This is a genomic window from Longimicrobium sp. (assembly GCF_036280135.1).
Taxonomy (GTDB): domain Bacteria; phylum Gemmatimonadota; class Gemmatimonadetes; order Longimicrobiales; family Longimicrobiaceae; genus Longimicrobium.
The window spans coordinates 1-12,961 of the sequence record NZ_DASURI010000471.1; the positions used below are offsets into that span (position 1 = coordinate 1).

A 12,961-nucleotide genomic window follows, 5' to 3' on the forward strand; every position below is an offset into this window, starting at 1 on the left:
CCGCGCAGGCGGACTTCGCGACCTTCCAGCGGCGAATTCATTCGCTCCGGCTGGGACGACACCACCACGCCGGAATGCTGGACGCCGACACCGCGCCCTGTCGCCCGGTTCTGTCGATACGAATCGGTGGCCGGCTCGCCTCCGCGCGGCGCGCGGCGCGCGGCGCGCGGCGTGCGGAGCGAATCGCACGTCATCCGTAGACGCATCGGCAGCATCGGACGGCACGAATCCGGATCATCAGCACGGAACCACGATGGCGGACTGGAAGAGATCGATCGGCAAGTTCGTACACCGCGTCGAGCAAAAGCTGGACGCCCAGCGCGAACGCTACGGGCTCACGGGCGGCGACGGCGCCGCCCGCATCGAGCCCTATCGCGGCTACGGCTGCGCGGACCGCGCGTACCTCAAGGGCCGCGTGCTGCGCGGCGCCCCCATCCCCGCCGCCGAGGAAGGCCACGGCGTGGTGATGAACATCGCCGCCATGATCCAGCGCTTTGAAAGCGACGAGGTGCCCGGCGCGCGCGTCCGCATCCACTACCCCGGCGGGCCCGTCACCGTCACGGCGGACGAGGAAGGCTTCTTCGAGGCGTGGATCGACCCGCGCCCGCAGTTCGCGCCGGGCGCCCTGTGGCACACGCTGGAGCTGGAGCTGGAGCACCCGGCATCCAATCCGCCCGCCCGCTGCCAGGCGCAGCTGCTGGTGCCGCCGGCGGAAAGCGCGTTCGGCGTCATCAGCGACCTGGACGACACGGTGGTCAAGACGGGCGCCACGTCGCTGCTGCGGATGGCGCGCACCACCTTTCTCTCCAACGCGCGCACCCGCGTGCCGTTTCCCGGCGTGGCCGCGTTCTACCGCGCGCTGCAGAAGGGCGCGGGCGAATCGCCGTTCAACCCCGTGTTCTACGTGAGCAGCAGCCCGTGGAACCTGCACGACCTGCTGTCGGAGTTCCTTACCATCCAGAAGATCCCCATCGGCCCGCTGATGCTGCGGGACTGGGGCGTGAGCGCGCAGGAGTCCATGCCCAGCGGCCACGCGGGGCACAAGCTGGGCGCCATCCGCCGCATCATGGACCTGTTCCCCGCCCTGCCGTTCATCCTCATCGGCGACAGCGGACAGGAAGACCCGGAGATCTACCACCGCGTGGTCCACGACTACCCGGACCGCATCCTGGCCGTCTACATCCGCAACGTCACGCCGCGGCCGGACCGCGTGGAGGCCATCCGCAAGCTGGCCGCGGAGGTGGAAAAGGCCGGCAGCGCGCTGCTCCTGACGGACGACACGCTGGCCGCCGCGCGCCACGCCGCGTCCAGGGGGTGGATCACGGAAGCCGCCCTGGCCGAGGTGGCCGCCGACGCCCGCGACGAGCATCGCCCCACGCCCAGCGGCACCGGTGCCGTGAACCGCGAGCTGAGCACGGAGCCACCCCCGCCCGGCGCCAAACCGAACGGATGACGGCGGATGCGGATCGGTGGATCGGCCACATCCCGCTGATCGGCAGATACCCGGCGGGGCGCCCCCTCCGGACTCGTAAAACTCCCCCACCTCCCCCAAGACCCCTGGGGGAGGTTGTTTCTTCCGGCGCGGTGGACGCGTCTCATCCGCTGACGGGGACACGGACCGGCGTCCGGAGCAACTCTGGACAAACATTGGGCATAGGTTGTGCACCCGCCCTCCGCCCCGCCCGGCGACCGCCGGACGAGCCCGACCACAGCGAAGGATGCGGATCATGCACGAGGGACAAGACTTTCTGCGCGCCCAGGTGAGCAACTGCGTCATGCAGCACAAGACGCTCCTGGAAAGCCTGGAGGACCACGAGAAGCAGGCCGAGGACCCGCAGTTTCGCGCCCTGTGCACGCGCCACCTGCCGCGCATGCGCGAGCACCAGACCATGCTCGAGGCGTATCGCGACACGCTGGGCGAGCCCGCCGGCCAGGGGCTCAAGGGCGCGCTGGGCTTCGTGCTGGGCAAGGCCAAGGACGCCGCCGACGCCCTGCGCCAGGACGACTTCCTGCGCCTGGTGGAGGACGTGGTGATGATCCGGCAGTCGCAGGACACGTTCGCCACGTTCGCCGCCGCGGGCGAGCGCATCAACGAGCCCAGGCTGGCCGAGCTGGGCCGCACCGGCGCCGCCGCCCACGACGAGATGCAGCGCGACTTCAACGCGCTGGTGCAGGAGCACTTCGTTCGGCAGGCGTCCAGCCGCTAATTGCCGATCGGATAACAACGGCGGAAGACGGGGACGATACGGATCACGGGGCCGGGCACGATGCCCGGCCCCGTGGCCGTGCGCCCTCCTCCGCGATCGGTTGATGGATGGCGGCGGACCAGGGCAGATGAGTCGGCTCCCAGCCGGAGCGGGTAAACCCGCCGCCGGGACGGCCTTCAGCCCCGTCTCGCGCCGACGCTCCGCGAACGAGGCTTCAACCGGTCAACGGCCTCCACGGTGCACATCGGCCGAGCTCCGCTGGGGCAGTCCGCGCAGGCGGACTTCGCGATTTTCCAGCGGCGAATTCATTCGCTCTGGACATTCGGACGGGATCCGGCTGCGCAGGGTCTTCGCCGAAAGTTGCGGACAGCGCTCGGCCCGCCGAACCATCCCTACGACAAACCCCTCCCCCGAAGTTGCGCCGTTGCGAGGAACGAGCAAAGCGGCGGTCGGGGGAGCGGCCCCGTCGCGCAGCCACGGGGATTCGCCCCGCTACCAGTCATCCGCGAATCGGCCGGTCGGGGGATCGGCGACGCCGGGCGCTTACACTTTCCTTACGTCATCCGAACCCGCGGCTGACTCCGATCATCCTCCGGAAGCGTTAGATTGTGCGTCGGCGCGGTGGCCGTCGCGCGCCGGCCCATCCTCATCCGCATCCGCCGATGTCCATCCTTTCCCGAATCCGGCGCCCGCGCGGCATCACGGCGACGGGCGCCCTGCTGGCCCTGGCGCTGCTGCTGGCGTGCGCCGTGGCGTGGCAGGCGCTCCGCGCGGCGCGCGCGCACCGGGCCGCCACCGAGCGCCTGCTGCGCGACCACGCGGCGTACGCGGCCGCCGAGTTCGCCCGGCGCGCGGGGGCCACGCTGGAATCGGGCTTCGTGAGCCTGCAGCACTTTCCCACCGACCGCGTGGAGGCCCGTCCGGCCACCACGCCCCTGCCCTCCGCCGTGGACTACCGCGCGGCCATCCACGTCCAGGACTACTGGTGCCAGTGCTTCGACGGGACGGAGGGCTTCTTCGTCCTCCGTTTCGACAATGGGGCGCTGGACGTGGCCGGCGCGCGGCTGGACGCGGGAACGGAGCGGTGGCTGCGCGACAGCGTGACGGCGCACGCCGCGCGGCTGGCCCGCTCGCCGGCCGACGCCAACGTCAACCTGATGGGCGAGGTGGAGGGCCGCACGCACCGCACGAGCTACCAGCTGCGCGTCCAGCAGACGACGGCCACGTTCCGCGCCGACGGCGGCCGGGCGCAGGCGCTGCTCTTTACCGTGCTGTTCGACGACCGCGACCGGCTGCGCGCCGCGTACGGCCTGGTGGACGATCCCGCGTCGTTCGCCGCGCCCGTCTTTCGCCGCGTGTTCGACCGCGTGCGGCTGTTTCCCGCCTCCGTGGCACCGGACGCGCCCAACGCCGCGCTCGTCCGCGTGACGGTGACGGGCCCCGGCGGGCGGACGCTGTACCGCTCCGCCGCGGACGCCGCCGCGCCCGGCGCCATCGCCGCGGAGGAGCCGCTGCCGGGCGCGTTCGGCGCCATGCGCGTGCGGGTGGAGCTGCGGCCGGACGCGGCGGCGCGGCTGGTGGACGGCGGCCTGCCCGCGTCTCCCCTGCCCCTGCTCGTCGCGCTGCTGGCCGTGACGGCGGGCGTGGTCGCCGTGGCGTTCCTGCAGCTGCGGCGGCAGCACGAGCTGGCGCGGCTGCGGGCGCAGTTCGTCAGCGGGGTGTCGCACGAGCTGCGGACGCCGCTCACCCAGATCCGCATGTTCAGCGAGCTGCTGCTGGGCGGGCGCCTGCGCTCGGACGCGGAGCGCGACCGCTCGCTGCGGCTGATTGACCGCGAGGCACGGCGGCTGGCCTACCTCGTGGAGAACGTGCTGGACTTCAGCCGCGGCGAGCGGGGCGCGCTCACCGTCTTGCCGGAGCCGGTGGAGGTGGCCGCGGCCGTGGACGAGATCGTGGAGGGCTTCGCGCCCGTGGCCCGCGCGCGGGGGATGCAGCTCCGCGTGGAGCTGGACGCGGACGCGCACGCGCGGCTGGACCGCGGCGGCTTTCGGCAGGTTCTCCTCAACTTCCTGGAGAACGCGGTAAAGTACGGCCCCGCCGGGCAGACCATCGTCGTTCGCGCGGCGCGGGTGGCGGACGCGGTGCGGGTGAGCGTGGAGGATGGCGGGCCGGGCATCCCGCCCAAGGAGCGCGCGCGCATCTGGGAGCCGTACGTGCGCCTGGACCGCGAGATTGACCGCGTGGTGGGCGGCAGCGGCATCGGGCTCAGCGTGGTGCGCGAGCTCGTGGCGCGCCACGGCGGCCGCGCGTGGGTGGAGGACGCGCCCGGCGGCGGCGCCCGCTTCACGGCGGAGTTCCCGGCGATGGAACGGCGGACGGAGGCGGATTCGGTGGACGTGGACGCGGCGGAGCTGGCGGAGGCGGCGCGATGACGCGGGTGCTGATCGTGGAGGACGACCCGGACCTGGGGTTCGGCCTGCGAACGACGCTGGAGATCGAGGGCTACACGGCGGACGTGGCGGAAGACGGCGTCTCCGGCCTGCGCCGCGCGCGGGAAGAGCGTCCGGACCTCGTGATCCTGGACCTGATGCTGCCGGGGATGGACGGCTACCGCGTGCTGCGGGCCCTGCGCGCGGAGGGCAACCGCGTGCCCGTGCTGATTTTGACGGCGCGCGGCGAGGAGGCGGACAAGGTGCTGGGATTCCGCAGCGGCGCGGACGACTACGTCACCAAGCCGTTCGGCCTGCTGGAGCTGCTGGCCCGCGTGGAGGCGCTGCTGCGGCGCGCGGGCGGCGGGGTGGCGCCGGCGCCGGCCATCGACCGCTTCGGCGAGGTGGAGATGGACCGCGCCGCGCGCACCGTCACGCGCCGCGGCGAGCCCGTGCAGCTGGCGCCGCGCGAGTTCGACCTGCTGCTGGCGCTGTACGACCGCAACGGCGGGGTGATCAGCCGGCAGGACCTGCTGCGCGAGGTGTGGGGCCACCGCGGCGCCGTGCTCACGCGGACGGTGGACATCCACGTGGCCGAGCTGCGCCGCAAGCTGGAAGACGACCCCGCCGAGCCCCGACACATCCTCACGGTCTGGAAGAAGGGCTACCGCCTGAAGCGCTGAAAAGATCAACTGCATTCTCACGCAGAGGAAGCAGGGGCAGCAGAGGATTTCATCGTGCGATGAAGTACTCTGCTGCCCCTGCTCCCTCTGCGTGAGAATTGTTTTTTGGTTTTTCCGTCAGCCGGCGAGCTTGCTCAGCACGTACGAGGCAAGAAAGCCCGCGGCGGTGATGAGCCCCGCGAAGTCGTGCGCGGTCTCGAACGCCTCGGGGATCATCGTATCCACCAGCATCGCCAGGATCCCGCCCGCCGCCGTGGCCGTCGTCGCCGCCACGGTGCCCGCGCCCACGTCGCGAAAGAGCGCATACCCCGCCAGCGACGCCAGCCCCGACACGAAGGCGATCCCGCCCCACACGCCGAAGACGTACCCCGCCGGGCGCCCGGCCTTCTTCATCCCCGCCGCGCTGGCAAGCCCCTCCGGCAGGTTGGAGATGAAGACGGCGGCCACGGCCACGCCGCTCACCACGCCGCCGTTCAGCAGGCTCAGGCCGATGACGATGGATTCCGGGATGCCGTCGATGAGCGCGCCCACGGCGATGGCCGCGCCGCTGCCCCCGTGCTCCGCCTCGGACGGCTGCTGGGTCCCGGAGCGCTTGCGATGCCGCGCGCCGCGGTGCGACACCAGCCGGTTGGCCCCCGTGTACACGGCCGCCCCCGCCACGAAGCCCACGGCCGTGTAGACAAAGCCGCCACGGGCGTACGCCTCCTCCATCAGCTCGAACGAGAGCGCGGAGATCAGCACGCCGGCGCCGAACGCCATCACGGCCGCGATCCCCCGCTGGGACACGCGGACGAAGTACCCCACCAGGGCGCCCAGCACCAGCGCCGCGCCCGCCAGCAGCCCCCACGCCCCCGCCGCCATCCACCCCGGCATCCGCATCTCCCTGGCTCGGCATCGATGCCTTCCACTCCGCCGACGGGGCACACGCACGTTCCTTACCGATTCCGAACAACCTCCGTACGGCACGGCAGCGTTCGGCTCCCTTTCGCCGGCTAGACTGGACACGCCTCGCCAAACGAGGCCCGCGCACCGCCGCGGATCCGACACACCGTCCAGGAGCCGGACCATGCCCAGCCCGATCTACCGCGCCGCGCTCGCCGCCGCGCTTTCCCTCGCCGCCGCCGTCCCCGCCCACGCCCAGGCACCGCGCGCGTCCGCCCCATCCGCACAGCTTCCCGCGGGCGCGGCGGGGCGGCTGGCGGGCGACCTCGTCGGCGCCGTCAACGGGGGAGACGACGACGCGCTCGTCCGCTGGATGGACGGCGTGCGCTCGCCGGAGTCGTATCAGCCGCGCGACGAGATGCTCGGCATCCTGCGCGCGCTCCGAGACCAGGGCGGCGGCGTGACCGTGGGCGAGAACCGGCGCACGCCCCGCGGCAACGTCGTCGTGGAGCTGTGGGGCCGCACGGTGGACGCCGGCGTGGAGCTCGTCGTCTTTCCCGACGGGGCCGATTCCACGCGCCTGCTGCGCCTGAGCGTGCAAAAGCCGCTGCGGCGCGGCGTGGCCTTTCGCCCGTTTCCCCGCGAGCGGATGGATGACGCGCGCATCGCGGAGCTGATCGACGGGCAGCTTCGGCAGCTGGAGGCGGCGGACCAGTTCAGCGGCGTGGTCCTGGTCGCCCGCGGCGACGACGTGCTGCTGCACGGCACCTACGGCCACGAGAGCCCCGTCACCGGCACGCGCATCACCACGCGGACGCGCTTTCACCTGGCGTCGCAGGGCAAGATGTTCACGAGCGTGGCCATCGCGCAGCTCGTGGAGCAGGGCGCGCTCTCGCTGGACCAGACGGTGGGCGAGCTGCTGCCGGGACACCCATGGACGGAGCAGGCGCGCGGCATCACCGTCCGCCAGCTGCTGTCGCACACGGGCGGGCTGGGCGGCCTGTTCGACCGGCCCAACTTTCCGCAGGACCGCGTCTTTGCCACGGCCACGGAGCGGCTGGCGTACTTCGCGGGCGAGCCCCTGCTGTTCGCGCCCGGCACGCAGTACAGCTACAGCAACGAGGGATTCGAGACGCTGGGCGCCATCATCGAATCGAAGACGGGGATGCGCTACAGCGACTACATCCTGCGGAACGTGCTGCGCCGCGCCGGCATGCGCACGGCCCAGCCCGACGCCCCGGCGGATTCCGTGACGGACCGCGCCATCCCCTCGCCGTACGCGGACGACGACCTGTTCGGCATTCGCCCGCGCGTCACGGCCAGCCGCGGATGGAACGCGGGCGGCGCCGGCGGCGGCCACTCCAGCGCCGAAGACATGTTCCGCTTTGCCCGCGCGCTCATGGGCGGCCGCCTGGTGAGCCGGCCGATGGTGGACACGCTCACGGCGGGCCGCGTGGACGAGGGAGGCGACAGCCGGTACGCGTACGGCTTCCAGACGCGCCAGGTGAACGGGCGCACGGTGTTCGGCCACGGCGGCGGCGGCCCGCGCGGGGTGGCCATCTGCAACGACATCGACGTCTTCGCCGACGGCAGCTACACGGTGGTCGTGATGAGCAACTACGACGCGCCCTTCTGCGCCGAGCTCAAGAAGGCCATCACCGACATGCTCGCGGTGAACTGAGGCGGATGCATCGAGGCCGATTTGCGGCTCTGATCCGGTATGGCCACCTCTGAGCCGGAGCGGCTGAAGCCGCCGCAACGCCTGCGGAAAGCCTCACATACTGCGTGAGGCTTCAACGGCTGGTTCGTGGCTCAAGGTGCACAACGACGGGCAGTGCTGGGGCAGTCCGCGCAGGCGGACTTCGCGAATTTCCAGCGGCCGAATCATTCGCTCCGGCTGGGGGCGGACCTTACCGAATCAGATCCGCAATCGGAATAAATCGCGGCTTCGAGAACGCGATGTCGGCCTGCACCGACAGGTCCGTCCCGGGCAAGTGCCGTGGGATGCACACAGTCCGCGCGGCCGGTGCGCGGAATCCGAGCCGAGCGATGCAGTTCTCCCCCTCCCCCGCGACAGCGGGGGCAGGGGGCGGGGGGAGGGGGCCTCTCGCCCGTGCGAGAGGCCCCGCCTCCATTCCCGATCCGTCCCTCCCCCATCCCGTCCCACGTCCCGCGCGTCGCGTCCCGCCACTTCCTGTCCGAATCCATCACGCTTACCTTGTCGGGCGGAATCCTCCCCTGCCCTCCCCCTCGCCCGCCGAGGCCGCGCATGATCTCCCGCCGCCGCTTTCTCGCCACCGCCGGGGCCGCGCCCGCCGCCGCGCTCTTCGCTCCCGACGGACACGATGGGCTGCGCGACGTCGTCGACGCCCTCGCGCGGCATCCCGGCACGCCGCGGCAGGTAGCGGAGGACGAAGATTTCTGGATGACGGTGCAGCAGGCGTTCACCGTGGACCGGTCCATCATCAACCTCAACAACGGCGGCGTGAGCCCGGCGCCGCGCGTGGTGCAGGACGCCATGAAGCGGCACCTGGACTTCAGCAACCAGGCGCCCGTCTACACCATGTGGCGCGTGCTGGAGCCGCAGCGCGAGCCCGTGCGCGCGGGCCTGGCGCGGATGTTCGGCTGCGACGCCGAGGAGGTGGCCGTCACGCGCGGCGCGTCCGAGAGCCTGCAGATCTGCCAGAACGGCTTCGATCTGCGCCGCGGCGACGAGGTGGTCACGAGCGACCAGGACTACCCGCGGATGATCACCACGTGGCAGCAGCGCGAGCGCCGCGAGGGCATCGTGCTGCGCCAGGTGCAGATCCCCGTCCCCGCCGAGGACCCGGACGAGGTGGTACGCCGCTTCGAGGCCGCCATCACCCCGCAAACGCGGCTGCTGCACGTGTCACACATGATCAACCTCACGGGCCAGGTGCTCCCCGTGCGGCAGATCGTGCAGATGGCGCGGCGGCGCGGCATTCCCGTCATCGTGGACGGCGCCCACGCGTTCGCGCACTTCCCGTTCACGCGCGACGCGCTGGACGCCGACTACTACGCCAGCAGCCTGCACAAGTGGCTGTACGCGCCGCACGGCACGGGGCTGCTGTACGTGCGCCGCGACCGCATCCCCGGCCTGTGGCCCCTGCAGGCCGCCGAGCCCCGGCTGGACGCCAACATCCGCAAGTTCGAGGAGATCGGCACGCACCCGGCCGCCAACTTCCTGGCCGTCGCCGAGGCGCTGGTGTTCTCCGAGGCCATTGGGCTGGAGCGCAAGGCCGCGCGGATGGTGTACCTGCGCGACCGCTGGGCCCGCGCGTTGATGCGCCACGACCGCGTGCGGATGCACACCAGCCTGCGCCCGGGCCTGGCGTACGGGCTGGCCAACTTCAGCATCGACGGCATCGACTCGGGCGCGCTGGTGAATCATCTCTTCAACGCGCATCGTATCCTGGCGACGTCCATCAAGCACGCGGCCGTGGAGGGCGTGCGCGTCACGCCCAACGTCTACACGACGCCCCAGGAGATCGACGTCTTCATCGGCGCCGTGGAGAAGGTGATCCGCGACGGGCTGCCGGCGGCGTGACGCAGGACGCGACCATCGATCACCGTTTACATGGGAGAATGAGATGCCGTTCGGACTTGGATTCGGAGAGCTGGTGATGGTGCTGCTGGTGCTCGTCGTGCCGTTCATCGCGGTGTGGCGGATCGTCGCCAAGGCTGGCTACGCCGGCGCGTGGGCGTTCTTGCTCTTCGTTCCGCTCGTGAACGTGATTGCCCTGTTCGTGTTCGCGTTCTCCAACTGGCCCCTGGAGCGGCGGGCCGGCGGACGCGCGTCCTGATCCGCGAACGGCCGCTGCGGATCTCGCTTGCGCCGCCGCCGCGGGCCGGGTATCCTGCGCCCTCGCGTTTCACGACCGCCGCCGATCCATCCTCCCGTACCTCGACGCAGATGATCCTTCGAATCCGCGCCGCCGTCCTCGCGACGGGGCTGATGCTGGGCGCCGCGTCGGCCGCGAACGCGCAGACCGCATCGCAACCCGCCCCCGCACAGGAGACCGTCGTGACGACGCGTGCAGCCGGACCGTTCGAAGTGCGCATGGCCCCCCTGGCGACGGACGCCCCCGTGGGCCGCATGTCGCTGGACAAGACGTACCACGGCGACCTGGAGGGCACCGCGCAGGGCGAGTTCCTGGCGGCCATGACGCCCGTGGAGGGCTCGGCGGGGTACGTGGCCATCGAGCGGGTCACGGGCACGCTGGCCGGCCGCAGCGGCACCTTCATGCTGCAGCACAGCGGGACCATGGCGCGCGGCGCGCAAAGCCTGAGCATCACCGTGGTCCCCGACAGCGGCACGGGCGAGCTCACGGGGCTGACGGGGACGATGCGCATCATCATGGACGGCGGAAAGCACACCTACGAGCTCGACTATACCCTTCCGCCCGCGTCCTGAGCAGCGAATCCGAAAGAGCAGTTAGCAGTTGCTTCCTGAGGGGCCCTCACGAGCTCGACCGCGCCGGATGCGTGCGGCCCCGAAGGATCTTCCCCGCCCTGGCAAGGACTCAGTCCGGCAGCGGAGTCCCTGCCCCGCGAAGGAGATCCTTCGGTCGCGCCCATGGTCTCGTGGACGAGCGGTTTCCGGGCGGGCGCTCCCTCAGGAAATCAAGATGAAGATGGTCAGTTTTTCCGCGGATTCGATACGAGATGGCACACTCCACGACCGCCGTGGTAGCCGTCGACGCGAATCGCCCCCGGAGCCGATGGTTCCGGGGGCGATTCCGTTTCGCGGGTGGCTCAGGCGTCCGGCAGGTATGCGCGCCATTCGTCGGATTCCGCCACGCGCTTGACGACGGCGTTGCGGCGCTCCAGGAAGCGCGTCATGTAGCCCCGCAGCACGAGCGTCTCCACCATCCGCCCCAGGACGCCCAGCGGCGCCGTGAACCGAAAGTCGTCGCGCAGCACGGTGCCGCCGTCCGGCGCGGCGTCGAACCAGTGGTCGTGCTCCATCCAGGCGAACGCGCCGCGCACCATCACGTCCTGGAAATAGCGCGGCCGGTCGTACGCGCTGATGCGACTCGTGAGGCGCTGCCGCACGCCCAGGTGCCACGCGCGCCACGTGACGGTCTCGTCCAGCCCGATCAGGCCGCTCATGCGTCCGGCCACGGGCACCTCGCGCGTCCAATCCAGGGAGCGGCTGTGCAGGTCGATGCTGCGCGCCAGGTCGAACACGCGCTCCGGTGGCGCGGCGATGGGCGTCTGCAGATGAATGCTGATCACGGGCGCGAGGCTCGGATGATGGAATCCAGCACGCGCGCGTCGTCCGCGGCGTGCGGCAGGGAGCGGGTGCGCATGCAGTAGCTCGTGCGCAGCGCGCCGTTCTCCCGCACGGCGTAGACCACGTACGCCTCCCCCTGCTGGAAGCCGACGCCGCACAGCTCGGAATCGAGGACCTCGACGCTGTCTCCCGCGGCCATGCCCTTCCATGCGCGGTCCACGCGCAGCGTCACGGGGATGCCGCGCTCGCCCTCCCAGCCGTACGTCGCCGTGATGACGGGAAAGCCGGTGGCGCTGTCCACCGTCGTGCGCGTCTCCCGCACCACCACCTCGCCCCGCGGCTCGCCGATGCGCGTCACCACGCCCGTGAACACCGCCTCGGACCGGGCGAGCTCGTCCGCGACGGGCGGCGGCGGGCACTTGCACAGCGCCGCGTCCGCGCAAGGAGGCGACGCGGCACCGGCCAGCATCAGCAGCGGGAACGTCCACGCGCGGATCATGATTTCCCCAGGATTCGAGTGGGACGAGAACAAGCGGACCAGATGAGAACGCGGCGGATCCGCCATTCCGGACGACGCCCGGCGCCGTCCCGAAAGGCCATCCTTACCCGACGAACATTGCGAATGAGGATCGAGCAATGGATCTTGGTCGTCCCGTGGCGAAGTGCATCCACCTTTCGCAGGAGAGATCCGCATGAGATCCGTCTCGCTCGCAGGCCGGCTGACGTTCGCGGCGGCGATGGCCGTATCGCTGGGCGTCGGGGTGCAGAGCGCGTTCGCGCGGCCGGCCGCCGTCACCACGGACGCCTACACGTGCTATCCGGGCGCGTGCCACCGCGAATGCCTGGAGAACGGCTGGGCGAGCGGCCGGTGCATCGGCCTCTACACCGGCTACTGCGAGTGCTTCGAGTAGCGCGCCGATCTCACGGAGCGGTGGAGATCCGGAGTCACGCTCCGCCCGCTCCGCGTGAACGTTGGGAATCGTCCATCCACTCAACCAGGGAACCGGCATGCCATCCTTCGTCCTCGCGATTCTCGCGGCGCTGTTCGGCGGCGCGAGCGTCTCCAGCGTCGATACGTCGCTGCAGCTCGGCCCGCGTCCGTAGGAGCGGAACGGCGGACGCCAAGCGAACTCCGGCGGCCGCGGGTATCCAGCACGGGTGCGCGGCCCAGGCCTGAGCGGGTAAACCCGCCGCTGGGCCAGCCATAAGCCCTGTCTCGCGCTGACGCGCTCTGCGAACACGGCTTCATCTGCCAACACGGGACGGGCCCGGCGGAGGGCGTCGCACCCTGCCGTGCGATGGCGTTGGCCACGCGCGACATCGGCGACGAGGCGGCGCGCTGGCTGCTGGACACGGGCTGGAACGGCCACCACGTGCGCGCCGTGCAGGACCCGGCCGAGATCACCGCGAAGGACGTGGCGCGGGCGTTCAGCGAGGTGCTGGGGCGTGAGGTGCGCTACGTCCAGGTGTCGGAGGACGACGCGCGGCAGGCGTTGCGGGGGA

At 71.4% G+C, this 12,961-nt stretch carries 13 protein-coding genes and 1 pseudogene; 11 read left to right on the forward strand and 3 right to left on the reverse strand.

From position 1 onward, the window contains the following. The 5 genes from VFZ20_RS15210 to VFZ20_RS15230 form a co-directional block, all read left to right on the forward strand. Window positions 1–200, forward strand: a 200-nt coding sequence (locus VFZ20_RS15210; protein WP_329684757.1) for a hypothetical protein, incomplete at its 5' end; no start/stop codon positions are given. A gap of 53 nt (window positions 201–253) precedes the next feature. Next, complete coding sequence (locus tag VFZ20_RS15215) at window positions 254–1,453, forward strand: App1 family protein (RefSeq protein ID WP_329684758.1); 1,200 nt, start codon at window positions 254–256, stop codon at window positions 1,451–1,453. 274 nt (window positions 1,454–1,727) lie between these two features. After that, window positions 1,728–2,207 carry a hypothetical protein gene (locus VFZ20_RS15220; RefSeq protein WP_329684759.1) on the forward strand — a complete coding sequence of 160 codons (480 nt, stop codon included), beginning with the start codon at window positions 1,728–1,730 and terminating at the stop codon, window positions 2,205–2,207. Between the two features lie 662 nt (window positions 2,208–2,869). Further along, window positions 2,870–4,639, forward strand: coding sequence for a HAMP domain-containing sensor histidine kinase (locus tag VFZ20_RS15225; RefSeq protein ID WP_329684760.1), 1,770 nt, complete (start codon window positions 2,870–2,872; stop codon window positions 4,637–4,639). Continuing rightward, window positions 4,636–5,319, forward strand: coding sequence for a response regulator transcription factor (locus VFZ20_RS15230; protein ID WP_329684761.1), 684 nt, complete (start codon window positions 4,636–4,638; stop codon window positions 5,317–5,319). The genes VFZ20_RS15225 and VFZ20_RS15230 overlap by 4 nt, the downstream gene beginning before the upstream one ends. Before the next feature lie 117 nt (window positions 5,320–5,436). Here the strand turns inward: VFZ20_RS15230 and VFZ20_RS15235 are convergent, their stop codons facing one another. After that, the gene (locus VFZ20_RS15235; RefSeq protein WP_329684762.1) at window positions 5,437–6,192 is read right to left on the reverse strand and encodes a hypothetical protein; all 756 of its coding nucleotides are present in this window, start codon (window positions 6,190–6,192) and stop codon (window positions 5,437–5,439) included. Between the two features lie 193 nt (window positions 6,193–6,385). Between VFZ20_RS15235 and VFZ20_RS15240 the strand changes: the two genes are divergently transcribed. The 4 genes from VFZ20_RS15240 to VFZ20_RS15255 all read left to right on the forward strand — a co-directional run bounded on the left by VFZ20_RS15240 (window position 6,386) and on the right by VFZ20_RS15255 (window position 10,636). Next, window positions 6,386–7,882, forward strand: a complete 1,497-nt coding sequence (locus VFZ20_RS15240; RefSeq protein WP_329684763.1) for a serine hydrolase domain-containing protein — start codon at window positions 6,386–6,388, stop codon at window positions 7,880–7,882. Window positions 7,883–8,470: 588 nt separating this feature from the next. Then, on the forward strand, window positions 8,471–9,769 hold the full coding sequence (locus tag VFZ20_RS15245) for an aminotransferase class V-fold PLP-dependent enzyme (protein WP_329684764.1): 1,299 nt from the start codon (window positions 8,471–8,473) through the stop codon (window positions 9,767–9,769). A 43-nt stretch (window positions 9,770–9,812) separates the two neighbouring features. Next, window positions 9,813–10,025 carry a hypothetical protein gene (locus tag VFZ20_RS15250; RefSeq protein ID WP_329684765.1) on the forward strand — a complete coding sequence of 71 codons (213 nt, stop codon included), beginning with the start codon at window positions 9,813–9,815 and terminating at the stop codon, window positions 10,023–10,025. 110 nt (window positions 10,026–10,135) lie between these two features. Next, entirely contained in the window at window positions 10,136–10,636 is a 501-nt protein-coding gene (locus VFZ20_RS15255; RefSeq protein WP_329684766.1) for a DUF3224 domain-containing protein, read from the forward strand. A gap of 341 nt (window positions 10,637–10,977) precedes the next feature. On the opposite strand, the gene VFZ20_RS15260 is transcribed toward VFZ20_RS15255, so the two are convergent. Further along, entirely contained in the window at window positions 10,978–11,460 is a 483-nt protein-coding gene (locus VFZ20_RS15260) for an SRPBCC family protein (protein ID WP_329684767.1), read from the reverse strand. Beyond that, window positions 11,457–11,957 carry a hypothetical protein gene (locus VFZ20_RS15265; protein WP_329684768.1) on the reverse strand — a complete coding sequence of 167 codons (501 nt, stop codon included), beginning with the start codon at window positions 11,955–11,957 and terminating at the stop codon, window positions 11,457–11,459. Before VFZ20_RS15265 ends, VFZ20_RS15260 begins: the two co-directional genes overlap by 4 nt. Before the next feature lie 193 nt (window positions 11,958–12,150). Here VFZ20_RS15265 and VFZ20_RS15270 point away from each other — a divergent pair, with 193 nt between their 5' ends. Together VFZ20_RS15270 and VFZ20_RS15275 are read left to right on the forward strand one after the other, a co-directional pair. After that, window positions 12,151–12,369 (forward strand): hypothetical protein, encoded by a 219-nt coding sequence (locus VFZ20_RS15270; protein WP_329684769.1) that lies wholly within the window; start codon window positions 12,151–12,153, stop codon window positions 12,367–12,369. Between the two features lie 387 nt (window positions 12,370–12,756). Beyond that, window positions 12,757–12,961, forward strand: a pseudogene (locus tag VFZ20_RS15275) (NmrA family transcriptional regulator); the annotation flags it as partial.